At 72.2% G+C, this 23,641-nt stretch carries 20 protein-coding genes and 1 pseudogene; 13 read left to right on the forward strand and 8 right to left on the reverse strand.

Annotated elements, in window-relative coordinates:
• Positions 1-131: 131 nt before the first annotated feature.
• The 3 genes from V5O40_RS19685 (at position 132) to V5O40_RS19695 (ending at position 5,173) form a co-directional block, all read left to right on the forward strand.
• A complete protein-coding gene (locus V5O40_RS19685; protein ID WP_332906833.1) occupies positions 132-1,058 on the forward strand; it encodes a putative Ig domain-containing protein in 927 nt (308 codons plus the stop codon).
• Between the two features lie 109 nt (positions 1,059-1,167).
• Positions 1,168-2,667, forward strand: a complete 1,500-nt coding sequence (gene gatB / locus V5O40_RS19690; protein WP_332906834.1) for an Asp-tRNA(Asn)/Glu-tRNA(Gln) amidotransferase subunit GatB — start codon at positions 1,168-1,170, stop codon at positions 2,665-2,667.
• A 148-nt stretch (positions 2,668-2,815) separates the two neighbouring features.
• Entirely contained in the window at positions 2,816-5,173 is a 2,358-nt protein-coding gene (locus tag V5O40_RS19695; RefSeq protein ID WP_332906835.1) for a transketolase-like TK C-terminal-containing protein, read from the forward strand.
• Positions 5,174-5,343: 170 nt separating this feature from the next.
• On the opposite strand, the gene V5O40_RS19700 is transcribed toward V5O40_RS19695, so the two are convergent.
• Both V5O40_RS19700 and V5O40_RS19705 read right to left on the reverse strand, forming a co-directional pair.
• Positions 5,344-6,963: a metallophosphoesterase family protein gene (locus tag V5O40_RS19700; protein WP_332906836.1), complete on the reverse strand. Its 1,620-nt coding sequence runs from the start codon at positions 6,961-6,963 to the stop codon at positions 5,344-5,346.
• Positions 6,964-7,029: 66 nt separating this feature from the next.
• The gene (locus V5O40_RS19705) at positions 7,030-8,253 is read right to left on the reverse strand and encodes a PQQ-dependent sugar dehydrogenase (protein WP_332906837.1); all 1,224 of its coding nucleotides are present in this window, start codon (positions 8,251-8,253) and stop codon (positions 7,030-7,032) included.
• A gap of 38 nt (positions 8,254-8,291) precedes the next feature.
• Here V5O40_RS19705 and V5O40_RS19710 point away from each other — a divergent pair, with 38 nt between their 5' ends.
• Complete coding sequence (locus tag V5O40_RS19710; RefSeq protein WP_332906838.1) at positions 8,292-9,218, forward strand: 2-hydroxyacid dehydrogenase; 927 nt, start codon at positions 8,292-8,294, stop codon at positions 9,216-9,218.
• On the opposite strand, the gene V5O40_RS19715 is transcribed toward V5O40_RS19710, so the two are convergent.
• Entirely contained in the window at positions 9,212-9,589 is a 378-nt protein-coding gene (locus tag V5O40_RS19715) for a PH domain-containing protein (RefSeq protein WP_332906839.1), read from the reverse strand. The two genes, V5O40_RS19710 and V5O40_RS19715, sit on opposite strands and share 7 nt — an antisense overlap.
• Positions 9,590-9,892: 303 nt before the next feature.
• On the opposite strand from V5O40_RS19715, the gene V5O40_RS19720 reads away from it, so the two are divergent.
• Positions 9,893-12,079 carry a bifunctional diguanylate cyclase/phosphodiesterase gene (locus tag V5O40_RS19720; RefSeq protein ID WP_332906840.1) on the forward strand — a complete coding sequence of 729 codons (2,187 nt, stop codon included), beginning with the start codon at positions 9,893-9,895 and terminating at the stop codon, positions 12,077-12,079.
• A gap of 22 nt (positions 12,080-12,101) precedes the next feature.
• On the opposite strand, the gene V5O40_RS19725 is transcribed toward V5O40_RS19720, so the two are convergent.
• Positions 12,102-13,124, reverse strand: a complete 1,023-nt coding sequence (locus tag V5O40_RS19725; RefSeq protein WP_332906841.1) for a LacI family DNA-binding transcriptional regulator — start codon at positions 13,122-13,124, stop codon at positions 12,102-12,104.
• Between the two features lie 397 nt (positions 13,125-13,521).
• Between V5O40_RS19725 and V5O40_RS19730 the strand changes: the two are divergent.
• Both V5O40_RS19730 and V5O40_RS19735 read left to right on the forward strand, forming a co-directional pair.
• A pseudogene (locus V5O40_RS19730) lies at positions 13,522-13,614 on the forward strand (carbohydrate ABC transporter permease); the annotation flags it as partial.
• The gene (locus tag V5O40_RS19735) at positions 13,611-16,076 is read left to right on the forward strand and encodes a glycoside hydrolase family 2 protein (RefSeq protein WP_332906842.1); all 2,466 of its coding nucleotides are present in this window, start codon (positions 13,611-13,613) and stop codon (positions 16,074-16,076) included. The pseudogene V5O40_RS19730 and the gene V5O40_RS19735, both read left to right, overlap by 4 nt.
• Before the next feature lie 147 nt (positions 16,077-16,223).
• Here V5O40_RS19735 and V5O40_RS19740 read toward each other — a convergent pair whose 3' ends face one another.
• Positions 16,224-16,682 (reverse strand): DUF2690 domain-containing protein, encoded by a 459-nt coding sequence (locus V5O40_RS19740; protein ID WP_332906843.1) that lies wholly within the window; start codon positions 16,680-16,682, stop codon positions 16,224-16,226.
• Between the two features lie 140 nt (positions 16,683-16,822).
• On the opposite strand from V5O40_RS19740, the gene V5O40_RS19745 reads away from it, so the two are divergent.
• From V5O40_RS19745 to V5O40_RS19765, 5 genes are all read left to right on the forward strand, one after another.
• Positions 16,823-17,773, forward strand: coding sequence for a helix-turn-helix domain-containing protein (locus V5O40_RS19745; RefSeq protein ID WP_332906844.1), 951 nt, complete (start codon positions 16,823-16,825; stop codon positions 17,771-17,773).
• A gap of 187 nt (positions 17,774-17,960) precedes the next feature.
• The gene (locus tag V5O40_RS19750; protein WP_332906845.1) at positions 17,961-18,584 is read left to right on the forward strand and encodes a hypothetical protein; all 624 of its coding nucleotides are present in this window, start codon (positions 17,961-17,963) and stop codon (positions 18,582-18,584) included.
• A 192-nt stretch (positions 18,585-18,776) separates the two neighbouring features.
• Positions 18,777-19,838: an AbfB domain-containing protein gene (locus V5O40_RS19755; protein ID WP_332906846.1), complete on the forward strand. Its 1,062-nt coding sequence runs from the start codon at positions 18,777-18,779 to the stop codon at positions 19,836-19,838.
• A gap of 140 nt (positions 19,839-19,978) precedes the next feature.
• Positions 19,979-20,350: a YciI family protein gene (locus V5O40_RS19760; protein WP_332906847.1), complete on the forward strand. Its 372-nt coding sequence runs from the start codon at positions 19,979-19,981 to the stop codon at positions 20,348-20,350.
• On the forward strand, positions 20,338-21,585 hold the full coding sequence (locus tag V5O40_RS19765) for an RNA polymerase sigma factor (RefSeq protein WP_332906848.1): 1,248 nt from the start codon (positions 20,338-20,340) through the stop codon (positions 21,583-21,585). Before V5O40_RS19760 ends, V5O40_RS19765 begins: the two co-directional genes overlap by 13 nt.
• Positions 21,586-21,616: 31 nt before the next feature.
• On the opposite strand, the gene V5O40_RS19770 is transcribed toward V5O40_RS19765, so the two are convergent.
• From V5O40_RS19770 to V5O40_RS19780, 3 genes are read right to left on the reverse strand one after another with little or no spacing between them, the layout of a single operon-like run.
• Positions 21,617-22,213 carry a maleylpyruvate isomerase family mycothiol-dependent enzyme gene (locus tag V5O40_RS19770; protein ID WP_332906849.1) on the reverse strand — a complete coding sequence of 199 codons (597 nt, stop codon included), beginning with the start codon at positions 22,211-22,213 and terminating at the stop codon, positions 21,617-21,619.
• Positions 22,210-22,650: an SRPBCC family protein gene (locus V5O40_RS19775; protein WP_332906850.1), complete on the reverse strand. Its 441-nt coding sequence runs from the start codon at positions 22,648-22,650 to the stop codon at positions 22,210-22,212. The genes V5O40_RS19770 and V5O40_RS19775 overlap by 4 nt, the downstream gene beginning before the upstream one ends.
• The gene (locus tag V5O40_RS19780; protein WP_332906851.1) at positions 22,647-22,994 is read right to left on the reverse strand and encodes an ArsR/SmtB family transcription factor; all 348 of its coding nucleotides are present in this window, start codon (positions 22,992-22,994) and stop codon (positions 22,647-22,649) included. Before V5O40_RS19780 ends, V5O40_RS19775 begins: the two co-directional genes overlap by 4 nt.
• A gap of 213 nt (positions 22,995-23,207) precedes the next feature.
• Between V5O40_RS19780 and V5O40_RS19785 the strand changes: the two genes are divergently transcribed.
• Positions 23,208-23,612: an AraC family transcriptional regulator gene (locus V5O40_RS19785; RefSeq protein ID WP_332906852.1), complete on the forward strand. Its 405-nt coding sequence runs from the start codon at positions 23,208-23,210 to the stop codon at positions 23,610-23,612.
• Positions 23,613-23,641: the final 29 nt, after the last annotated feature.

The following is a 23,641-nucleotide window of genomic DNA, read 5'->3' on the forward strand; positions in this document are numbered from 1 at the left end:
GTCGGCGCGACACACTGGTCACCGATCGGGTAATTGCCGATCGTCAACCCTCCTGTTTGGATGACCAAGAGTCGGGTGGACCGGCTGGTCGCTGGCGAACGCGAGCCGTTCTGATCAGAGCTGGATGTGCGATGAAGACACTGCGCCCGGTCATGGCCCTGACGATGGTGGTCGCGTTGCTGCTGGGCACCGCGTCCCCGGCCGCGGCGGTGGCCGTCACCATCACCTCGGGCGCGCCCCGGTCGCCGATGGTCCTGGGGCAGGTGTACGCGATCCACACCGTCGAGGCGACGGGTGGCACGGAGCCGTACCGGTTGTCGGTGAGTGCGGGGAGCCTGCCGCCGGGCATGCTGCTGGTCGGTAACTCGCTCGGGGGTTCGCCGACCACGGCGGGCACCTACACCTTCACCCTGCGGATGACCGACGCGGCCGGCCAGTTCGCCGAGCGGACGGCCACGATCGAGGTACGCGAACCCACGGTCGAGATCACCTCGGGCGCGCCTCGGTCGCCGATGGTGCTGGGGCAGGTGTACGCGATCCACACCGTCGAGGCGGCGGGTGGCACGGAGCCGTACCGGTTGTCGGTGCGTGCGGGGAGCCTGCCGCCCGGCATGCTGCTGGTCGGTAACTCGCTCGGGGGGTCGCCGACCACGGCCGGCACCTACTCCGCCACCCTGCGGATGACCGACAGGAACGGCTTCTTCGGCGAGCAGGACATCACCATCGTCGTCGCCGAGGCCACGACCCCGACCCCCACGGCGACCCCGACCGGTCCGAGCCCGACACCGACCGGTCCGAGCGCCACCCCGACCGCTCCGAGCCCCACCCCGACCGCGCCCACCGCCACCCCGACCCCGGTCGACCCGACCCCGACGCGGTCGGCGAGCCCCGCGCCGCCCGCCCCGTCGCCGTCGAGGACGAGCGGGGCGTGGCTGCCGGTCACCGGCTCGAACTCGACACTCGTGCTGCTGTCGCTGGGCGTGCTGGCGTTCTCCATCGGCGGGATCCTGCTCGTGGTGACCTTCAACCGTCGTCGGCGGTTCAGCACACCCGAGTGACATCCGGGTGACGCCCGGCCGAGGCGTGCCCGGTCGAGCGGTTAGGCTTGGCGGCGTTGTGTCCGGATGCCGCCGTGGGCCGGCTACCGCCTGCAAAGCTGGAGTTCTCATGACCACGACGCTGCCCGCGTACGACGAGGTCGTCGCGCGCTACGAGCCGGTGATCGGCCTGGAGACCCACGTCGAGCTGGGCACGAACACCAAGATGTGGTGCGGCTGCCCGACCGACTTCGGTGGCGAGCCGAACACCCGGGTCTGCCCGGTCTGCCTCGGCCTGCCCGGCTCCCTGCCGGTGGCGAACAAGGCGGCCATCGAGGCGACCGTACGGATCGGCCTGGCGCTGAACTGCTCCATCGCGCAGTGGTGCCGGTTCGCCCGGAAGAACTACTTCTACCCGGACATGCCGAAGAACTTCCAGATCAGCCAGTACGACGAGCCGCTCTGCTTCGACGGCCACCTGGACGTCGAGGTCAACGGCGAGCTGGTGCGCATCGGCATCGAGCGGGTGCACCTGGAGGAGGACACCGGCAAGACGCTGCACGTCGGCGGCGCCACCGGGCGCATCCACGGCGCCACCGAGTCGCTCGTCGACTACAACCGGGCCGGCATTCCGCTTGTCGAGATCGTCACCAAGCCGATCCCCGGTACCGGTGCGCTCGCCCCCGAGGTGGCCCGCGCGTACGTCACCGAGCTGCGTGACGTGATCCGCTCGCTGGGCGTCTCCGACGTGCGGATGGAGGAGGGCTCGCTGCGCTGTGACGTCAACACCTCGCTGAACCTGCCCGGCGAGGAGTGGGGCACCCGCACCGAGACCAAGAACGTCAACTCGCTGCGCTCGGTCGAGCGGGCGGTCCGCTCGGAGATGCTGCGCCAGGCGTCCGTACTGGAGGCCGGCGGTCGGATCACCCAGGAGACCCGGCACTTCCACGAGGACACCGGGGACACCACCCCGGGCCGGTCCAAGGAGACCGCCACCGACTACCGCTACTTCCCCGAGCCGGATCTGGTGCCGATCGCGCCGGACCCGGCCTGGGTGGCCGAGCTGAAGGCCGCCCTGCCGGAGCTGCCCCGGCTGCACCGCCGTCGCCTCCAGGAGGCGTGGGGCCTGTCGGACGCGGACATGCAGTCGGTGCTCAACGCCGGTGCTGTCGAGCTGATCGAGGCCACCGTGGCGGCCGGTGCGACACCGGCCGCCGCTCGCAAGTGGTGGCTGGGCGAGCTGTCCCGGCGGGCCAACGAGACGGGTGTGGAACTGGCCGACATCGGGGCCACCCCGACCCAGGTCGCCGAGCTCCAGGGCCTGGTCGACGCCGGCAAGCTCAACGACAAGCTGGCCCGCACGGTGCTGGAGGGCGTGGTCGCCGGCGAGGGCTCGCCGACCGAGATCATGACCAACCGGAACCTGGAGGTCGTCTCCGACACCGGCGCCCTCACCGCCGCGGTGGACGACGCGATCGCCGCCAACCCGGCCATCGCCGACAAGGTCCGCAGCGGCAAGGTGGCCGCCGCCGGCGCCCTGGTCGGCGCGGTCATGAAAACCACCCGAGGCCAGGCCGACGCCCAAACCGTCCGCACCCTGATCCTGGCCCGCCTAACCCCCAACCCCTAACCCCCACCCCACCCCACCCCGACCCGACCCGCGTTGATCATGAGGTTGGCGGCAGTTGTTGATCATCCCGCCGCCGCTAACCTCATGATCAACGCTTGCGCCACCCCGAATGAGGGCGTCAATGGAGATGCCTGGATGGAGTTCCAGCGTGGACGAGCACGATCTTGATGTTCTGGATGAGATTCAGCGGCGGGTGTTGTGGCTCGCGACGCGGATCGTGGACGCGGCGAACCATGACCGGGGTGCTGGGGACGGGGTGAAGGTCGGCGGGCACCAGGCGTCCAGCGCGTCGCTGGTCACCGCGATGACGGCGCTGTGGTTCGCCCACCTGGACGCCGAGGACCGGGTGGCGGTCAAGCCGCACGCCTCGCCGGTCTTCCACGCCATCCAGTACCTGCTGGGCAACCTGGACCGGTCGTACCTGCCCCGGCTGCGGGCGCGGGGCGGACTCCAGTCGTACCCGTCGCGGACCAAGGACCCGGACGCGGTGGACTTCTCCACCGGGTCGGTGGGGCTCGGCGCCGCCGCGCCGCTGTTCGCGGCGGTGACCCGGCGCTACGTCGACGCCCACTTCGGGGCGCGACCGCACTCCCGGTTCGTCGCCCTGATCGGTGACGCCGAGCTGGACGAGGGCAACATCTGGGAGGCCGTCGCCGACCCGGCCACCACCGGGCTCGGCAACGTCATGTGGGTGGTCGACTTCAACCGGCAGTCGCTCGACCGGGTCGTGCCCGGGGTGCGGATCGACCAGTGGCGCGGCCAGTTCGAGGCCGCCGGCTGGCACGTCGTCGAGGTGAAGTACGGTCGCCGGCTCGCCGAGGCGTACGACCGGCCGGGCGGGGCGGCGTTGCGCGACTGGATCGACGCGATGCCGAACGAGCAGTACCAGTCGCTGTTCGGGCTGACCGGGCCGGCGCTGCGCAAGCAGTTCCTGGACGGTGCCCCCGAGGGCATCGCCGCGTTGATCGCCGACGTCTCCGACGCCGATCTCGGCCCACTCGTCACCGACCTGGGCGGGCACGACCTGGCGGCGCTGCTGGACGCGTACGCCCAGTGCGACGCGGTGACCGACCGGCCGAGCGTGGTGTTCGCGTACACCGTCAAGGGGTGGGGGCTGCCGATCGCCGGCAACCCGCGCAACCACTCCGCCCTGCTGACCGGCGAACAGGTCGACGCGTTGCGCGCCGCGCAGGGGTTGACCCGGAACACCGAGTGGGACCGGCTCGATCCGGCGTCGCCGGCCGGGATCCGGGCCGGGCAGCGTCGGGAGGCGCTGTCCCGCGCGCCCCGCGAGCGTGCGCTGGGGGTCGCTGTGCCCCAGGCCACGAACGTACGCGCCAACAAGCCGATCTCCACCCAGGAGGTCTTCGGCCGGGTGCTGGTCGACCTGGCCCGTGACCCGCAGGTGGGCCGGTATCTCGTCACCACCGCGCCGGACGTGGCCACCTCCACCAACCTGGCCGGGTTCATCAACAAGACCGGCGTGTTCGCACCGACCGCCCAGCGTTCCTGGTCGGAGGACCGGATGCTGCGCTGGACGGAGAGCCCCGAGGGTCAGCACATCGAGCTGGGCATCTCCGAGATGAACCTGTTCCTGCTGCTCGGCCAGCTCGGCCTGGCGTGGGACCTGTCCGGGCAGCCGCTGCTGCCGGTCGGCACCGTCTACGACCCGTTCGTGCTGCGCGGGCTCGACGCGTTCCTGTACGGCACCTACTCCGGTGCCCGCTTCGTGGTCGCGGGTACCCCGTCCGGGGTCACCCTCGCGCCGGAGGGCGGCGCCCACCAGTCGACCATCACCGCGAGCGTGGGCCTGGAACTGCCCGGGGTGACCTTCGTCGAGCCGGCGTACGCGGCAAGCCTCGACTGGCTGCTCTGCGACGCGTTCGGGCACATCGCCGGTACGACCCCGGCGGCACCGACGGCGGTGCCGGCCGAGGACGGCGCGTACTACTTCCGGCTCAGCACCCGGCCGGTGGACCAGGCACCGTTCGAGGCGGCCCGGAACCGGCTCGGTGACGCGGTACTGCGCCGGCAGGTGCTCGCCGGGGCGTACCGGCTGGTCGACGCCCACCAGGCGTACCCGCACCTGGCCGACGCGCCGACCGTGCAACTGGCCGCCTCCGGGGCGGTGCTGCCCGAGGTGCTGGCCGCCGCGGCGGAACTGGCCGACGAGGGGGTCGCCGCCCACGTGGTGGACGTGACCAGCCTGGATCGCCTCTACCGGGCCTGGCAACGCACGCTGCGTCAGGGCGTACGCACGGCGACCGTGCCGAGCGTGCCGGGCGCGCTGCGGTCCGCCTTCGCCGACCGGGTGCCGGTGGTGACCGTGCACGACGCCGCCTCGCACGCCATGGCCTGGCTCGGCTCGGCGGTGGCCGCGCCGGCGGTTCCGCTCGGCGTCGACGAGTTCGGCCAGTCCGGCAGCGTCCACGACCTCTACGACCTGCACGACCTGCTCCCCGGCAGCATCGTCAACGCCGCCCTCGCCGCCCTCTCCCTCCGCTGACCCACCCCCACCCCACTACCCCCACCCGGCCCGGCCCGCCTCGCCTCACGTCGTTGATCAAGAAGTTTTCGCCGGGGAGAGCGCTTCACAGTGGCCAAAACTTCTTGATCATCTGGGCTGGGGCGGCCTGGGCCGGTGGGGGTGCAGGGGGTGGGGGGAGGGGGTGGGGGTCAGCGGGTGGGGGTTGGGGTGGGGGAGATGGTGGTGGTGGGGGTGGCTGTGGGGGTGGCGCCGAGGGGGGTGGTCACCGGCGGGGCGATGACGGTGCGTTCGAGGTTCACCTGGGCCTGGCCGGTGCCGCCCACGGTGATGTCGTCGTACGCCTGGAGCCGCTTCTCCTGGTCGAAGTAGAGCACCGTCATCGCCAGCGGGGTCGGCTCCTCCTGCTCCAGCCCCCGCAGCCCGGCACCGCCGGTGGAGCCCTGCACCATCAGCGTGGTGGGCTGCTGGCCGGCCACCTCCGGCAGCGTGTTGACCTGCCGATCGTGGGTGTGCCCGGCGAGCACCAGCGGGGTGGTGCCGGAGAGCGGGCCGGCGGCGGCCGGGTCGTGCACCAGCGCGATGTCGACCGGCCGGGGTGAGCTGCGGATCGTGGCGGCGAGCTTCTCACCGTTGGTGATCAACTCGTCGGCGGTGGATTGGTTCAGCCCGCCGCTGGCCGGCGAGGTGCTCTTGTCCGGGGTGAAGCGGGGATCACCGATCCCGGCGATGGTCAGCCCGGCGACGGTGGTCGTGGTGTTGTCCAGCACGACCGCGTTCGGTTGGCGGGCCACCGCCGCCGCCGTACGGCCCGAGTCGTGGTTGCCCCGGATGTACACGTACGGCTTCTCCAGCAGGCTGATCGAGCCGACGTAGGACGCCTCGGGCTCGCTGCCCCAGTCGGTGATGTCGCCGGTGTCGATCACCACGTCGATACCGAACTGCTCGGTCACGGTCCGGATGAGCTGCCAGGCGCTCGGGTTGAGGTGCAGATCGGAGATGTGCAGCACCCGCGTGGTGCCCGGGTCCGGCTCGTACACCGGCAGCGCCGACACCGTCGTGTAGAGCTGGGTGACGTTGCCGATGAGCCGTTGGAGCTGCTCGGCGTACCGGGTGTAGTCGTCAGCGATCTTGCGCACGTCGCCGACGATGGCCGGGGCGTTGACCAGCAGTCCCTCGTACCGGGGCTCCTCGATCGACTGGGGCCGGATGGTGGCGGCGGCGGTGCCCAGGCTGCCGGCCGTGATCAGCAGCGCGAGTCCGCCGGCCCAGGCCGCCCGGCGGGTGTCGCGGAACACCAGCAGCGCCAGCACCAGGGTGGCCAGGACGGCGGAGCCGACCGTGCGCAGGCCGAGCCGCAGCACCCCCTCCCGGACCTCGTCGACCGCCGACTGGGTGGCCCGGTTGAGGCTCGCCGGGTCGCCGATCAGCGCCTCCACCCGGCTCTGCTCCAACGCGCCCAGCTCGACGGTCAGCTGGGTCGGCCCGTCGTGACTGTCCAGCAGCAACGAGCCCAGCGGCGGAATGTCGACGGTGGTGCCGCCGTCGGTCGTCGGTGACACGGACAGCCGAGCGTGGAACGGACCGATCTCGGTGCCCACGTTGCCGCCCGCCACGACCCCGGCGAGCACCCCGACGAGCGTCACGACCAGGACGGCCAGGCCGACGGCGAAGCGGCGCAGGCCCCGGTGCCACCCAACGCCGGTACGCGCCGCGGCGGAGCGTCGCGTCAGTGGGAAGCGACGCGACCGATCAGGGGTGCTCTCCCCGTCCCGGTCGCGGCGCGGCTCGTCGTTCTGCTGACCGTCCATGATGAGATTCTGACCTGCCCGCCGAAAGATCTTGGCAAACCTGGAATGAGGCCGTGCGCCGGCGCCTCAGCTACGCCCGGCACCGCCACCGGCGAAGACGAGGCGCAGCAACCGGTCGTCCTCGGGCGCCGGCCGGCCCCGCCCGTCGTGGTTGGAGGTGCTGACCCAGAGCGAACCGTCCGGCGCGGCGGCGATCGCCCGGAGCCGCCCGTACCGCTCGGTCAGCAGGGCCTGCGGCTGGCCGAGGACCGTGCCGGTCTCGGTCAGCTCGACCAGCCAGAGTCGTTGACCGCGCAGGCAGGCGGTGGCGAGCATCCGTTCCACCGCGGCCAGGCCCGAGCAGGACGCCTCATCGGTCGACCACTGCACGATCGGGTCGACGTACCGGTCGTCGTCCTCGCGCCCCTCGACCTCGGGCCAGCCGTAGTTCTCGCCCTTGGTGATCTGGTTGATCTCGTCCCAGGTGTTCTGGCCGAACTCGACGGCGTACATCCGGTCGCCGGACCAGGCGATGCCCTGCACGTTGCGGTGGCCCAGCGACCAGACGGGGGAGTCCGGGAAGGGATTCCCCGGGGCCGGTTTCCCGTCCGGTGTGATCCGCAGGATCTTGCCGCCGAGCTGCTCGACGTCCTGCGACTGGTCGGTGTCCCCGGCGTCGCCGGTGCTGGCGTAGAGCTGCCCGTCGGGACCGAAGGCCAGGCCGCCGCCGTTGTGGATGCCCGCCTTGGGAATGCCGGTCAGGATCGGGGTCGGTTTCTCGCCGAGTCGCAGCCGGGCCACCCGGTTGTCCCGTTCGGCCGTGTAGTAGACGAAGACCGTCCGGTCCTGGGCGTACTCCGGAGAGACCGCGATGCCCAGCAGACCACCCTCACCCGAGGCGACCACGTCGTCGATGGTCTGCACCTCGGTGACCTTCAAACCGTCGGCGGTCGACTCCGGGCCGACCTGGACGATGCGGCCACTGTCGCGCTCGGTGACCAGGGCACCGCCGTCAGGCAGGAAGGCGATCCCCCACGGCACCCGCAGCCCCTGGGCGAGCACGGTGGCGACAACCTCCTGGCCGCCGTCGCCCGCGGTGACCGTCGGACTGGGCAGGTTCGGTGGCTCGCCGGCCGGGTCGGGTTCCGGGTCGCCGAGGCTGCAACCACCGGCGACGAGCAGCAGCGTCGCACAGGACGCCACGAGGGCGGCACGAACCTGACGGGCGCGGAGGTACGGGGGAGCGCTCACCCGCCCCAGAGTAGCCCGCCGAGGCCGACCCCGTGGATGCCGGCGTGGGTCGCCCCCCATCGGCTGTTCGGCCCGCGCCGACGCCTATCGTCGGCGAGGTGAAGGTTTGGATCCCGCACGAGGCCGGTCACGCCCTGCTCGGCGAGCTGCCGCCGGGGGTCGTCGTCGAGACGATGGAGGATCCGGCGAAGCTGCCGTCGCCGAGGGCCGGCGTCCGGTTCTGGGTACCGCCCTTCCTGGCCGGCGAGGAGGCCGTGGCCCTGCTGCGCGAGCTGCCCGACCTGGCGGTGGTGCAACTGCTCTCGGCCGGTGCCGACGCCTGGGCGGGTCGGGTGCCCGACGGTGTCACGCTCTGCGACGCCCGTGGGGTGCACGACCCGTCCACCGCCGAGTGGGTGGTCGCCGCGATCCTCGCCCAGCTGCGCGCCTTCCCGGCGATGGCCCGCGCGCAGGCCCGGCGGCGGTGGGCGTACGACGAGGTGGCCCCCACCGACGAGCTGGCCGGCAAACGGGTGCTGATCGTCGGCTCGGGATCGATCGGCACCGCGTTGCGGGCGCGGCTGACGCCGTTCGAGGTGGAGTTCCTGCTGGTGGCCCGCAGCGCTCGGCCCGAGCAGGGGGTGCACGGGGTCGACGAGTTGCCGCGACTGCTGCCGCGGGCCGACGTCGTGGTGCTGCTGGTGCCGCTGACCGAGCAGACCCGGGGGCTGGTCGACGAGACGTTCCTCGCGGCGATGCGGGACGGCGCCCTGCTGGTCAACGCGGCCCGGGGACCGGTGGCCCGGACCGACGCCCTCGTCGCCGAGCTGGCCACCGGACGGATCTCCGCCGCGCTGGACGTGACCGACCCGGAGCCGCTACCCGCCGACCATCCGCTCTGGGAGATGCCGAACGTGCTGATCACTCCGCACGTGGCCGGCTCGGTACGGGGTCTGCTGCCCCGGGCGTACCGGCTGGTCGGCCAGCAGATCCGACGGTTCGTGGCCGGTGAGCCACCTCGCAACGTCGTGGTGGACGGCTACTGATCCGCTTCGGCGACGTCGCGTCCGGCCGCCGCCACCAGCCTCGGCAGGTCCGCACTGCGCACGGCCGGGAGGACGAACCATCGGCCGTCGTCGAGCTGGGCCACCGCCCGTCCACGGGGGTCGGCCGCCAGCTCGACCACCTGGTCCCACGAGATCCGGCGCTCCCCGGCGAGCGCCCGTAGCCGTAGCCCCCGCACGTCGGCGTCGGTTCCGGCCCGCCAGGCCCAGACCGCCACCGCCAGCGGCACCAGCAGCACCGGCAGCAGGTAGGGACGGGAACTGGCCAGCGGCACGGCGCCGATGGTGGCGACGATCGCCCCGACCAGGATGGCCTGGTTGTGCCGGAAGCGTGCGGTGTCGGTGCGCGGCATGACCAGATGATCCCACCTCGGGTGGGACGGCCGGCGGTGGGCCGTCGGTCGGGAGCGTCGCGCCATCCGGCGACACCGTCGCGGATCCATCTCGACAGTCGGTTGTCGTGACCTGACTCACTGTCGACAGGCCGTCACTTCCCGCCGAACGACTCGTTCTCCGGGGGTGGGCGGTGGACCATGTCCGTCGTCCGCGCACCGCCCCCGTGCCCCCTCACGAAGGCGACCGCCGTGCCCGTCGCGTCTGTTTTCCGTAGCGCTCCGTCGTGTGCCAGTGCCCGGTCGATCCTGCCGGAGGCCTGCGTGCTCGCGGTCGTCGCTGTACTGATCGCCCTCGGTGTGGCCGGTCCGGTGCCCGCCCTCGCCGTGGTGGCGCTGGCCGGCGCGGCCGCGTCCACGCTGGCCGGCGTTCGGCTGTCCCGGCTGACCATCGGCCCCGATGCGCCGGCCGGACCACCGGCCGGCCGGCTGGCCCGCCGCCGGGCCGCGCGTCCCCGGCGGGCCGCCGCCCTGCTGCATGCCGCGGTGGTGGCCGCCGGCCTGACCGCGGCGGTGTTGCCGCTGGCCTCCGCCGGATACCGCCCGGCCGCCGCCGCGGCCGGGCTCGCCGGCACCACCGCGCTGCTCGGCGGTGGTCTGTGCAGCCTGTACCGGTCGCGTCGGTCGGTGCGGGGTCGGCTGCACCGGCTGCTCGACCAGGCCGCACCCGGTGTCTGCCTGGTCCTCACCGCCTGGCTGCTGCTGCCGTACGCCGCTGTGCCCGCCCCGATGCGCCTGGCGGTCGCGGTGGCCCTGGGTCTCCTCGCCGTCGACGCGTTGGCCGTCCTGACCGGGGCCGGCCGTGACAGCGGTACCGCCCGGTGTCGTGGTGGCTCCGCGCTGACCCTGTTCGCCCTGGTGCTGCTGGCCGGGTTGCCGGCCGGTCCGGCCGGCGGGCGGGTGGCGCTGCTGGCCGTGCCGCCACTCGTGGTCGGCGTGCTGCTGGTCGCCGCCGGAGTCCGGCAGGTGGCGCAGCCCGTGCCCGCCCGGCGGGCCGCACTGGTCTGGCCACGGGCGGTGCTCCCACCGGTCGCGGTGGCGTTCGCCGTTGTCCACCAGTTGCAGGCTGGTCTGCTGCCCGACCGCACGGCGGTGCTGCTCGCGCTCGCTGTGGTTCCGCCGCTCGTGGTGCGCCAACTGGTCAATACCGCGGCCGCGACGTCGACGGACGAGTCGGCCGCCGTTCCCGACCCGATGCCGGCACCGGCACCCGCCGGCCCCGATGGCGTGGCAGGCCGCGCCGGCCTGCTGCGGGCGCTGGCGGGCCGCCCCGAACCGGGCTGCGGCGCCCTGCTCGTGGTCGACCTGCACCTCACCGAACTGCCCGGTCGGCTGGTGCGCGACGACGTCGCCGCCGAGGCCGTCCGCCGGGCCCGAGCCGTGGTCGCCCACGACGGCGAGGTGTTCGACCTGACCGGTACGGGAATCGCGGTGGTCAGCGGGTCCGGACCGGTCCTCGCGTACGCGCTCGGCACCCGGCTGCTCACCGCGCTGAGCCGCCCCTACGAGGTTTCCGGGGCGGTGCTGCGGTCGCGACCCAGCATCGGGCTGACCGAGTTGGGCAGCGGGCAGCCGGAGGATCTGTTCCGCCAGGCGGACCTGGCCCGTCGGCGCGCGGCCCAGCTCGGCCGGGACCGGGTCGAGTGGTACGACGCCTACCTGGAGGAGCAGCTGGTCCGCCGGCTCGACCTGGAGCGGGAGCTGCCCGGGGCGGTCGCCCGGGGCGAGTTGGATCTGGTCTACCAGCCGGTGCTCGGCCTGGCCGACCGGGCTCCGGTCGGCACCGAGGCGTTGTTGCGGTGGCGCAACCCGATGCTGGGCACTGTTTTTCCAGCGGAACTGCTACCGGTGGCCGAGGATCTCGACATCGTGGGCGAGCTGGGCACCTGGGTGCTGGACCGGGCCTGTCGACAGTTGGCCGACTGGACGGTGGGCGGCCGGCGGATGTGGATGGCGGTGAACGTGACCACCCGGGAACTCACCTCGCCGGACTTCGTACCCCGGACGGCGGCGGTGCTGGAGGCGTACGGAGTGGGGCCGGACCAACTGGTGGTCGAGGTCGCCGAGCCGAAGGTGGCCGCCGAGTTGCCGACGGTGGTGGCCCGGCTCGCCGGGCTGCGCTCGATGGGCATCCGCACCGCGCTTGACGACTTCCGGGCCGAGCACGCCTCCCTCGCCCAACTCCGGCGACTACCGATCGACCTGCTCAAGGTCGGGCCGGAGGTGGCCACGGCCGGCGCTGACCCGCACCGGCCCCTGTTGGACGTGGTGGTCACGGTGGCCGAGCGGCTGGGTCTTGAGGTGGTGGCCGAGGAACTGGAGTCGGCCCACCAGGTCGAGGGGGCGCATCGGGCCGGCTGCCGGTACGGCCAGGGGTTCGAGCTGGCCCGGCCGGCGACCGCCGAGCGGGTCGAGGCGTACTTCGAGGAGTTCCCCTCGACGTCGTGTTGACCGGTGCGGCCGCTCCGCCGTCTCACCTGTTTCCGGGGGCGGGGCCGGTGCTGCCGCGTGGAGTCAGCTGCGGGGCCTCGTCCTCCAGCCCGCCCGTCGGGGATCCCTCGATCAGCTGCATCAGCTGGCGTGCCGCGTGTGCCCCGTAGGCCGGGATGTCCCGACTCAACGCGGTGAGTGGTGGATGCACCAGCCGACACAGCGGGGAGTCGTCCCACGCCACGATGGACAGATCGGCGGGAACCGCGAGACCCATCTCCTGGGCGACCGACAGCCCGGCGATCGCCATCACGTCGTTGTCGTAGATCATCGCGGTCGGGCGGACCCGGGAACTGAGCAGCCGCCGGGTGGCTCGGGCGCCCTCCTCGCCGGTGTAGTCGGAGGAGGCGGTGACCGCCTCGGCGAGACCGAGCCGCCGGCACACCTCGGTGAACGCCTGGGTACGGATCGCGGTGTGCTGCAGCTCGGGCAGGCCGCCGACCCGGGCGATCCGCCGGTGACCGAGGGCGTAGAGGTACTCCACCGTCTCCACGAGTGCCGCCGCGTCGTCCGACCAGACGCTCGGCAGCCCGCCGGTGCCGGTCGGACCGCCGATCACCACGGCCGGCAGACCCAGCTCCTCAAGCACCGGCACCCGCCCGTCGTCGGTCCGCAGGTCGCAGATCAGCACGCCGTCGACCCGCCGCTCGCCCCACCAGCGCCGGTACACCGCGATCTCGGCGTTCTGGTCGGCCACCACCTGCAGGGTCAGCGCGTACGACCGGGCGGACAGTTCCGCCTCGACGCCGCTGATCAGCTCCATGAAGAACGGCTCGATGCCGAGGGTTCGCGCCGGTCGGGCGAGGATCAGGCCGATGGCGCGGGCGGTCGCGCCGGACAGGGCGCGGGCGGCGCTGCTCGGGCTGAACCCGATCTCGGTGGCGATGGCGAGGATTCGTTGCCGGGTCGCCTCGGAGACGCCCGGCTGGCCGTTCAGCGCGTACGAGACAGCGCCCTTGGAGACCCCCGCCCGCCGGGCGACGTCCGCGATCGTGGGCCGCTTCACCGGCGTACGCCTCCTGAACCAGTTCGTCCCGCCGGCCGCGTCGATGGCGCGGGCGGCAGGGCACACGCTACCCGCCCGCCGGACCCGCCGGACGGTACGGGGCGGTCCGTCATCGGCCGGCATGCGAACTTGTGCGGTTCAGTCTACGGGTCGGCTCGCCGTTGGTCGCTCCTTCCGGTACTTGGAACTCCGCTCCATCGCCGGTAATGCCTGCTCTGATAGGCGATCTCAGATAGACGACCAGGCTGAAGGTTAACGGTGGTGCTCGATGTTGACCCGTCGTTGACAGGCCGACAACACCCTCGTACGGTGAGTTAACTTATCCGGTTCAGTCAACATTCCTCGATATCTGGAGCGTTCCAACGGTGTCGGAGGATGGGGTCATGAGACGGTCTACACCGCGGTGGCCACCATCCCATTGTTGATCATGCTTGTCGTCGGCGGTCGGCAGATCGTCCGGGGAATCATGGAAGGCGCGGTGAAATCGTGAGTGACGCGCGGGGGACCGGACAGATCCGGCTGGCGCTGCATGACGGGTGGACCGTGCGGGCGGTGCCCGGCCAGCGGGTGCCGCCCGAGGTCGACGGGGTGACGGTGCCGGCCACCGTGCCGGGCTGTGTGCACACCGACCTGCTGGCGGCCGGGCTGATCCCCGATCCGTACCTCGACGACAACGAGACCGCGCTGGCCTGGATCGGCCGCACCGACTGGGTGTACGAGACCACCTTCGCGCGGCCGCCCGACGAACCCGCCCGCCTCGACCTGGTCTGCGCCGGCCTGGACACGGTCGCCACGATCACGCTCAACGGCGTCGAGGTGGGCCACACCGAGAACATGCACCGGGGCCACCGCTTCGACGTCACGTCGCTGCTCCGCGCCGAGGACAACCACCTGGCCGTACGCTTCGGCTCCGCCTACCGGTACGCCGAGGCGCAGCGGGACCGGCTCGGTGACCGGCCCAACGCGTACCCGGAGCCGTTCCAGTTCATCCGCAAGATGGCCTGCAACTTCGGTTGGGACTGGGGACCGACCCTGGTCACCGCCGGCATCTGGCAGGAGATCGCCCTGCACGGCTGGTCGGTCGCCCGGTTGGCGGTGGTACGTCCACTGGTCACCGTCGACGGCGACGCCGGCCGGGTGGAGGTGCACGTCGACGTGGAACGGGTCGTCGACCGGCCGCTCACCGTACGGGCGCGGGTGGCGGGTCAACACGTCGAGGTGAGCATCCCGGCGGGGCAACGGTCCGCGGTGCTGGCCTTCACCGTCCACCGGCCGCAACTCTGGTGGCCCCGGGGCCACGGCGCACCGCACCGGCACGAGCTGACGGTCACCCTGCACGACGCCGACGGCGGCCCGCTCGACGAGTGGCGCCACCGGATCGGCTTCCGGTCGATCCGCCTGGACACCACCCCCGACGAGCACGGTGCCCCGTTCACGCTGTACGTCAACGAGGTGCCGGTCTTCGTCCGGGGCGTCAACTGGATCCCCGACGACGTCTTTCCCACCCGGGTCACCCGCGCCCGCCTGGCCCACCGCTTCGACCAGGCCGAAGCCGCGAACGTCAACCTGCTGCGCGTCTGGGGCGGCGGCCGGTACGAGTCGGAGGACTTCTACGACCTGGCCGACGAGCGCGGACTGCTGGTACAGCAGGACTTCCTCTTCGCCTGCGCCGCGTACCCGGAGGAGGAGCCGTTCGAAACCGAGGTGGCCGCCGAGGCCACCGAACAGGTGACCCGCCTCGCGCCGCATCCCTCGCTGGTGCTGTGGACCGGCAACAACGAGAACATCTGGGGCTGGCACGACTGGGACTGGCAGGCACCGCTGGCCGGGCGCAGCTGGGGGCGCGGCTACTACCTGGACCTGCTGCCCCGCGTCGTCGGCACCCTGGACCCGACCCGACCGTACTGGCCGGGCAGCCCCTGGTCGGGCAGCGAGGAGATCCACCCCAACGACCCGGCGTACGGGACCACGCACATCTGGGACGTGTGGAACACCGACGACTACGTCAAGTACCGGCGGTACCTGCCCCGGTTCGTCGCCGAGTTCGGCTACCAGGGACCACCCGCGTACGCGACGCTGCGCCGCGCCCTCTCCGACGAGCCCCTCGCGCCCGACTCGCCTGGCATGGCGCACCACCAGAAGGCCGCCGACGGGGACCACAAGCTGCGCCGAGGGCTGGCCGCGCACCTGCCCGAGCCGCGCGACTTCGACGACTGGCACTGGCTGACCCAGCTCAACCAGGCCCGGGCCATCGCCCTGGGGGTGGAACACTTCCGCTCCCACCGGGGCCGCTGCACGGGCACCATCCTCTGGCAGCTCAACGACTGCTGGCCGGTCACCTCCTGGGCCGCCGTCGACGGCGACGGCCGCCGCAAGCCACTCTGGTACGCACTACGCCGCTCCTACGCCGACCGGCTGCTCACCGTGCAGCCCCGTGACGGTGGCCTGGCCCTGGTCGCGGTCAACGACGCCGGGCTGCCGTGGCGGGCGTCGGCCACGGTCACCCGGCTCACCCTGGCCGGCGAGCCGAAGGCGAAGACCACGCTGGAACTGGACGTGCCCGCGTACTCGGCGGTGACCCTGGCGCTGCCGGACGAGCTGGCGCGGCCCGAGGACGCCGCCGACGAACTGCTCGTCGCCGACGCCGGTGACCCGACCGCACGGGCCTGGTGGTTCTTCGCCGAGGACCGTGACGTCCGGTGGCCGGCGGCGGCCTTCGACGCGACAGTGGAACCGACCGACGACGGCCAGCGGGTACGGGTCACCGCCCGCACGATCCTGCGCGACGTGACGCTGTACCCGGACCGTCTCGACCCGTCCGCCGAGGTCGACGCGGCGCTTGTCACCCTGCTCCCCGGCGAGTCGGCGACCTTCACCGTGCGATCGACAGCCCCTCTCGATCCGACCGCGCTCACCACCCGCCCGGTGCTGCGCTGCGTCAACGACCTGTAGGTGACGGCGCCTCAACGACGTCCTCGGCAGGGCAAGGACCTCGGCCCGGGTCCAACACCACCGGGCCGGCGCGTGGTCCCATGACGCGCCGGCCCGATGGCGGTACCTGCCGGTCCTGCTCGCACCGCAGGACCGGCCCGGCGGGTGTCAGGCGCAGAGCGGATCGCTCGTCAGCACCGTGCCGGAGGCGGTGATCACCTTGCCGATCGCGCAGACGGTCATGTTGTGGCCGTAGAGCTGGTCGCCGTAGTACTGCTGGCCGGTGCCGCCGTACCAGTCGGTGGTGGCGTGCGGGTTCGACCGGTAGACGTGGACCCGAACGGTGTTGTTCGGGCTGACCCGGTTGGAGATCCGACCCCAGTTGGTCTTGCAGGCTTCACTCCAGCGCAGCTCCACCACGGCGAGGGTGGTCGAGCCCTGCGTGATGTACTTCGGATGGGTCGTGGCGTTGCGGGCGTTGGCGGAGCAGCCCGTGTCGATCGGGTCGGTCCCGTCGCAGCCGTGACCGCTACAGGTGGCGGCGCTGGCGGGCGTCGCGACCAGGAGGCTGGCCGTGATGAGGGCCCCTGCGGCAGCGGCGGCCAACCGGCGGGCGTTCCGGACCATTGTGTCTCCTGACCTTTGATGAGCTGTGGCGGCCCCGGGATTCGGTTCCTCATCTCTACCGTCCGTCGACACTGATCTCTACGCTGTGTCGCGTCGGACAATGAATCCCGGTTGTGGTCAATCAATTCGAGGAGCGGCCCATGGCCCGGGCGGAACGCCCCCTGGACCCCACCGCCGATCCGCTTCAGGCGTTCGCCGCCGAGCTACGCAGGCTGCGGGACGCGGGTGGAAGACCCACCTACGAGGCCCTGGCCCGTAGGGCGCACCGTTCGGCCAGCTCGTTGTCCGAGGCCGCTGGTGGGCGGAAGCTGCCGACGTTGGACACCACCCTGGCGTACGTGCGTGCGCTCGGTGGCGACGAGGCGCAGTGGACCGAACGTTGGCGGATGGCCGCCGGCGCGACGACCGGTGGGGCGGCGGGTCCGCCGGCCGACGATCCGCCCGCTGTCACAGCTGCGGTGCCTCCGGGCGATGACGGGCCGCCGGAGGCGGGGGCGGGTGCTGGCGTACGGGAGCGTCCCAGTCGGCGTACCACCGGTGCTCTGGCCCTGGCGGCGGTGATGGTGGCGGGGTTCGCGACCCTGCCCTGGCTCACCGGGGGATTCCGGCCGGGTGCCGGGCCGGCAGCGACGGCACCGCCGGCGTCGCCGGCCGGGCCGCCGCAGCCGGTGCCGGGCACCGTGGAGGTCCGCGACGGTGCCGATCCGAAGGACGCCGGGTGCGCCGCCGATGCCGAGGTGACCACCTTGGACAGTGCCGCCGTGCTGCTCGACGAGAGGGTGATCGGCACGGTCGAGTTGCGCTATGCGCCGTCCTGCGGCGCGAGCTGGCCGCGATTCGTGCCGGTGCCGGCAGCGGTCGAGGTGCCTCGGCCCGCCCGGATCCAGCTCACCGTCGTCGACGGTGACGATGCTGGCCGGCAGGCCGACTTCGCGATGGACTACGCCGGCATCTCCACCTTCGGCAACCTGCTGACCAGCACACGGACCTGCGTCTGGGGGCAGGTGCGGCTTTCCGGCCAGGGGTGGGCCTCGCCCGTGGCGCGGACCGGTTGCTGGCGAGGTGCCACCCAGGTCCGGCCGATCCCCTGACCCGGATGCCCGGCGTCATGCCGGGTCTCCGGTCAGGTCGCGACGCCGCACCGTCCGTCCACCGGGCTCGCCGGGCGGTCCAGCTGCTCCGGCCCGCGCAGTGTCGGGGAAGAGATTCTTGCCTACGCCGGGATTCCGCGGCCGGCCAGAATGACAGGCATCGACACTTGTCACAGGAGGTCTGCCCATGAGTCCTGTTCGGCGTGCACTGCTCGCGATGGCACTGGCCGTCATCACGACGCTACTGGTGCCGGCCACTCCGGCCAGCGCCGGCGGCCGGCCGGTGACGATCTGCTTCAAGGTCGGCGAGTTCGGCGGTCGGCCCATCTTCGACTGTCACACGATCCTGCTGCCCGAGTTCAAGCCGACGCCGATCGGGCCGGTCGAGTGCCTGAGCTGCCCGCCGGTGTTCGACCTGTGGGACAGAGTCGATCCGGCGAAGCGATTCGAGTATCTGGACCGGCTGGGTCGAGGACTGTCGTTCCTGGGGGAGTCGGCCCAGGCGGTGGACCCGGTGAAGGCCGAGCAACTGCGTGACCTGGCGACGGAGAGTTTCTGGTCGGCGGCGAAGCTGCTCAGCGGTTCGGAGGTCAAGCTCGGCCAGGTCGGCTGGGCGGATCTGAAGAACGAGAAGTTCCACGGTGACCCGGATCCGCAGCCGATGCTCGTGGCGAGCGGCGAGAACCTGGCCGCCGGGCTCGCGCTGATGCAGAAGGCACTCGGCGACCCTGATCCGGAGCCCAACATCGAGGCGGCGTTGGCCCACTTTGACCAGGCGTACAAGGATCTCGGGGCGCTGTTCGCCAGGTGACCGACGACAACGGGTGCGGCGGTTCACTCCACAAGCCGCCGCACTCTCTGCTGGCCGCCGGGCTGAACTGATCACCCTGCCGGGTGCCGGCCCGGGTACTGGCATCAATCCGGCGAAGGTGAGAGTGTGTCCGCTGCGGCCCTTTGATCATGCCCGGGTCAGGCGTGTGCGCCGAACCAGCAGGAGAGAAGCATGTCCCAGCACGGTAACGGCCGGTCACCCCTACGCATAGGTGGCTGGCTTTCCGGGACGGTCACGCCGGGTTCGGGTGCGTCGTCGACCCGCCACCACCCAGGTGCGCCCGCCGACCCGGGCCGGGCCGTCGGCGATCACCCGGGGACCGGGAAACCCGCCTCCGAGCACCGCCACCACGACGAGACGCCATCCGCCGCCACGGGCAGGCGGGATGAGAGCGCGGGCCGGGCCGCCCCACGGCGTACCCAGTTGTTGGGCGGCGCCGCCCTCGTCGTCGTCACCGCGGTCGTCGGGGTGATGGCGCTGCGCGACGCGACGCCCCAGGAGCCGATCCGCAGCGAGTTCGTCGCCGGGATGCCCCGTCCCGACGGTGCCGCGACCGACGCCGCCGACGACGGGCCACCCGGCACGGACGGCACCGGCTCCGACGCGCAAAACGGTGGGGCGGCCTCGCCGGAGCCGTCCACCGACCCTGTCGTCCGTCCCCGCCTCAACCCGCGCGCCGACGGCAGCGACGCGGACGACGCCGGCTCGACCGGTCCCGGCCGCCCACCGGCCACCCCGGCCAAGAACCCACCACCGGCCCCGAGCACCCCCGCACCGCCTGCCGAACCGGCGCTGGTTCCCGGCGCCCGGATCGGTCTGGAAGCCGCCGGCTCGCCCGGTCACCGGGTACGGCACGCCAATTTTCAGGCCCGAGTCGATCCGGTGGACGCCGCGAGCAGCGCCGGCACGAGAGCCGACGCCGCGTTCACCGTCCGTCCCGGACTCGCCGGTGCCGGCTGTGTCTCCTTCGAGTCGGTCAACTTCCCCGGCCACTACCTACGACACTCCGGATTCCGGGTGTTCCTGCACCGCGCCGACGGCAGCGCCCTGTTCCGCGCCGACGCCACGTTCTGCCCGGTCACCGGCATCGGCGGCCGACACACGTCGCTGCGGTCGCACAACTTCCCGGATCGGTACCTGAGCCACCACCCCCACCAGCAGCTGCGGATCTCCCCGATCGGTGGTGGTGCCGGACCCTCGACGGCCAGCTTCCTGATCCGCCCCGCCCTGTAGCCGCCCCGCCGGGCGTCGACCGGCCGCGGTGAGCAGCGGTTGATCCGGTTCCCGCTGCCGCGAATTGGCGATTCGGGTGGTCGTCGTTCGTCATCTCGGTGCGGGCACCATGGCCCACACTGGGAGCGAAGGAGACGACCATGCGTTACGCGCTGCTGATTCACTACGGTGAGCCGGTCGAGGGTGAGTTGAGCGACGAGATCGTCGCCGAGGCGAAGGCGGCCTTCGACGCCTACGGTCAGGCGCTGCGTTCGGCCGGCGTGCTGCTGTCGGCCGACGTGTTGCAGCCGACCGCGGCGACGACGACCGTCACCCGTAGGGACGGTGGCCTGCGGGTGCAGGACGGCCCGTTCGCGGAGACCAAGGAGGCGCTGGCCGGGGTGTTCGTCCTCGACGTACCGGACCTCGACGCCGCGATCGGCTGGGCGGAGAAGTGCCCGGCCGCGCAGTGGGGTGTGGTGGAGGTACGTCCGAGCGCGACGGCGTTCGTCGACGGGGTATGGACGAGTTGACCGTCAGCGACGATGGGCGGGCAGCCGCGACTGTCGCGGCCCGCGACAGTTACGGGCGGCTGCTCGCCCTGTTGTCCGCGTCGACCGGCGACCTCGCCGCCGCCGAGGACGCCCTGGCCGACGCCTTCGAGCGAGCCCTGCGTACCTGGCCCGACCAGGGCGTGCCGGAGACTCCTGACGGATGGCTGCTGACCGTGGCGCGCAACCGGCTCCGGGACCTGTGGCGGTCGGCGGGCTGGCAGCGCACCGTTGCGCTCGACGTCGAGCGGGACGCCCCCGTACATCTCGACGCCCTCGACCTCGACGCCATCCCGGACCGGCGGCTGGAGCTGATGCTCGTGTGCGCGCACCCGGCGATCGAGCGGGCCGTGCACACCCCGCTCATGCTCAACACGGTGCTCGGCTTCACGGCCGCCCAGGTCGGCCGGGCCTTCTCGGTGCCGACGTCGACGATGGCGACCCGCCTGGTGCGGGCGAAGCGGCGCATCAAGGCCGCCCGGATCCCGTTCCGCCTCCCTGACCGCGGTGATCTGCCGGGGCGGATGACGGCGGTGCTGGAGGCGGTCTACGGGGCGTACGTCATCGACTGGACGACGACCGGCCCGGAGTCCCGGCAGGTACCCAGTGAGGCCCTGCACCTGGCCGAGGTGCTGACGACGCTGGTGCCCGACGACCCGGAGGCACACGGGCTCGCCGCCCTCGTCCAGCTCTCGTCCGCGCGTCTGGGCGCTCGCCTCGACGGCCACGGACGGTTCGTGCCGCTGGTTGAGCAGGAACCGTCGCACTGGGACGACCGCCTGATCCATCGGGCGCACGAGCACCTGCGCGCCGCACACGCGCGCGGGCAGGTCGGCCGCTTCCAACTTGAGGCCGCCGTCCAGGCCGTGCACTGCGCCCGCCGCGAGACCGGCGCCACCGACTGGCCGGCGCTGTTGGATCTGCACCGCGCCCTGCATGCGGTCGCGCCGTCGCTCGGCGGCGCGGTCGCCTACGCCGTCGCCACCGCCGAGGTCGAGGGCCCGGCGGCCGGGCTGGCCCGGCTCGACCGGCTGCTGCGTGGTGTGAGCGACCGCGCCCGACGGTTCCAACCGGCCCGGGCCGCCCGCGCCCACCTGCTCGAACGGCTCGGCCAGCGCGGAGAGGCGGCTGCCGCCTACGCCAGCGCGATCGACCTCACCCACGATCCCGCCGAGCGGGAACACCTACGGCAACGCCTTATGCTCCTGCACGGTTGAACCGGCAGGCGACCCCGGATGGCCGCCGCGGTCACCTGCGGGGGAGGGTGTGGCCGTCGGGCAGCGCGCGACCGCTCAGAAGTGCCACAAGCGCGCCGCTGTCGGCACGGACAAGCCGTCCTTCTCCCGTGCTCCAGGCGATGTCCGTGGCTTCGAGCCGGACACCTGCCACGTCCACCCCGAACAGGGTGCCGTTGGTGGCGGTGAGGTGGTCGAGGACGGTGGTCACCGCCTCCCGTGGCGCGACGGTCGGCCGGTCGAGCGCGATCGTCACATCCAGCGAGTGGATGACGGCGTGGCTCAGCGCACCTGCCGCGCCACCGCCCGGCGGCTGCCACGCGTGCAGCGCTGGCGATCGAAGCTGACCGAGAAGGTCGACGAGTGGCAGCGCGGCGTCCCGCGTCGCCACGCTGTCGGAGAGCACCGTGAAGTCGCCGCCCGCCGCCGCCAGCTCGGCGCCGAACTGCTCAGGGGTCAGCCGCACCGGCATCGTCACATGGGCGATCACCTGGCGTACCAGCCATTTCTCGCACAGCGAGGGTGCGTCCCACACCGCGACAGGTGCGGCCGCTAGAAGCTCGGCGAGCCGCTCGTAGGTCGGTGCCACCCAGGACTGCGGATCGGTCACTGTCGGTCTCCCTGCATGAGGTGCGCGAGGTGGTTCTCCAACTTGTCGAGGGAGGTGAGGAAGCCGGCTCGCGCCTCGGGCCGGCGCATCGCCTCGGGCACGCGCCGTTGATGTATGACGACGGATGTGGTGCCGTCGCCGAGGTCATCGAGCGTGCTGGTGGTGTGCATCCCGCTGGCCGGCTCGATCCAGGCCAGCCGCTCGGGCGGTACGACCTCGGTGAACGTGGCGACCATCCGGTGGTGGCTGCCGGATGTGCCGATCATCAGGGTCTCGAAGCGGCCACCCGGCCAAAGCTCGACGACGATGCCGTCGACGGGCGTGTCCATGCCCCGCGGGCCCCAGAACCGCGCGAGTTCGCTGGGCTCGGTGAGACAGCGCCACACCAGCTCACGTGGTGCCCGCAGCACCCGCCGGTGGACGAACTCGTCCTTCACGGGTTCTCACTCCGCTGCACGTGGGCGAGGTGCGTCTCCAGCCGGTCCATCCGGGCCGTCCAGGTGCGTCGGCTCTGCTCGATCCACGAGACGGCCACCGCCAGAGCCGCCGGTTCGAGCCGGCACGGTCGGGTCTGCCGGTGCCGGCCTCGGCTGACCAGACCGGATCGCTCAAGGACTCCGATGTGCTGTGACACGGCCTGCATGCTCATCTCGTAACGCTCCGCCAGCTCCTTGACGGTCGCCTCGCCCGCGCTGAGCCGGGCGACGATGTCGCGCCTGGTGCGGTCGCTGAGGGCGGTGAACACCGCGTCCAGCCGCTGATCCTCGATGGTGGTTGCCATGGCACTTACTCAAGCATCTGCTTTATCAAGCGTCAACTAGAGAATTCATGCTGTTCGGCGGGGAGCTTCACCCGGCGTCGGGCTGCGCTCATCGGCTGCACGGCGGCGACGGCGTACGCCTGCTCGCCGAAGCCTCCGACCTGCACATGATCGAGCGATGGGAAGATGAACGGAAGCGCCCGATGGTGGCACGGTGGTCGGGGGAGGTGGCGGGTGAGCAGGGCGGTCGAGGAGACGAACCGGGCGATGCTGCGCGCCCGGGACGCCATGGACCGGGCGTACGCCCAACCGCTGGACATCCCCACCCTGGCGCGGATCGCGCACGTCTCCGAGGCGCACTTCATCCGCACCTTCCGGGCCACCTTCGGTGAGACGCCGCACCGCTATCTGCAACGGCGTCGGGTGGAGCGGGCCATGTACCTGCTGCTGCACAGCGACCAGGACGTGACGCAGGTGTGCGCGGCGGTCGGGTTCGGCAGTCTCGGCACGTTCAGCCGTACCTTCCGGCAAATTGTCGGTGAGTCGCCCACCGACTACCGCAAGCGGCGGACGGCGCCCGTCGCGCCGGTGCCGAGTTGCTTCACGAAGGCGTGGACCAGACCGAGCAGTTTTGGATAAGCAGCAGGTCACGGCGTTGCACTAGCGTT

The organism is Micromonospora palythoicola (assembly GCF_036689795.1).
GTDB lineage: Bacteria > Actinomycetota > Actinomycetes > Mycobacteriales > Micromonosporaceae > Micromonospora > Micromonospora palythoicola.

Bases quoted from the DNA above. Each gene is read 5' to 3' on its own strand.
- V5O40_RS19685 (WP_332906833.1), top strand. From the start codon at position 132: ATGAAGACACTGCGCCCGGTCATGGCCCTGACGATGGTGGTCGCGTTG.
- gatB (WP_332906834.1), top strand. From the start codon at position 1,168: ATGACCACGACGCTGCCCGCGTACGACGAGGTCGTCGCGCGCTACGAG.
- V5O40_RS19700 (WP_332906836.1), bottom strand. From the start codon at position 6,963: ATGGACGGTCAGCAGAACGACGAGCCGCGCCGCGACCGGGACGGGGAG.
- V5O40_RS19705 (WP_332906837.1), bottom strand. From the start codon at position 8,253: ATGGGGGGCGACCCACGCCGGCATCCACGGGGTCGGCCTCGGCGGGCT.
- V5O40_RS19715 (WP_332906839.1), bottom strand. From the start codon at position 9,589: ATGCCGCGCACCGACACCGCACGCTTCCGGCACAACCAGGCCATCCTG.
- V5O40_RS19740 (WP_332906843.1), bottom strand. From the start codon at position 16,682: ATGGTCCGGAACGCCCGCCGGTTGGCCGCCGCTGCCGCAGGGGCCCTC.
- V5O40_RS19745 (WP_332906844.1), top strand. From the start codon at position 16,823: ATGGCCCGGGCGGAACGCCCCCTGGACCCCACCGCCGATCCGCTTCAG.
- V5O40_RS19750 (WP_332906845.1), top strand. From the start codon at position 17,961: ATGAGTCCTGTTCGGCGTGCACTGCTCGCGATGGCACTGGCCGTCATC.
- V5O40_RS19755 (WP_332906846.1), top strand. From the start codon at position 18,777: ATGTCCCAGCACGGTAACGGCCGGTCACCCCTACGCATAGGTGGCTGG.
- V5O40_RS19760 (WP_332906847.1), top strand. From the start codon at position 19,979: ATGCGTTACGCGCTGCTGATTCACTACGGTGAGCCGGTCGAGGGTGAG.
- V5O40_RS19765 (WP_332906848.1), top strand. From the start codon at position 20,338: ATGGACGAGTTGACCGTCAGCGACGATGGGCGGGCAGCCGCGACTGTC.
- V5O40_RS19780 (WP_332906851.1), bottom strand. From the start codon at position 22,994: ATGGCAACCACCATCGAGGATCAGCGGCTGGACGCGGTGTTCACCGCC.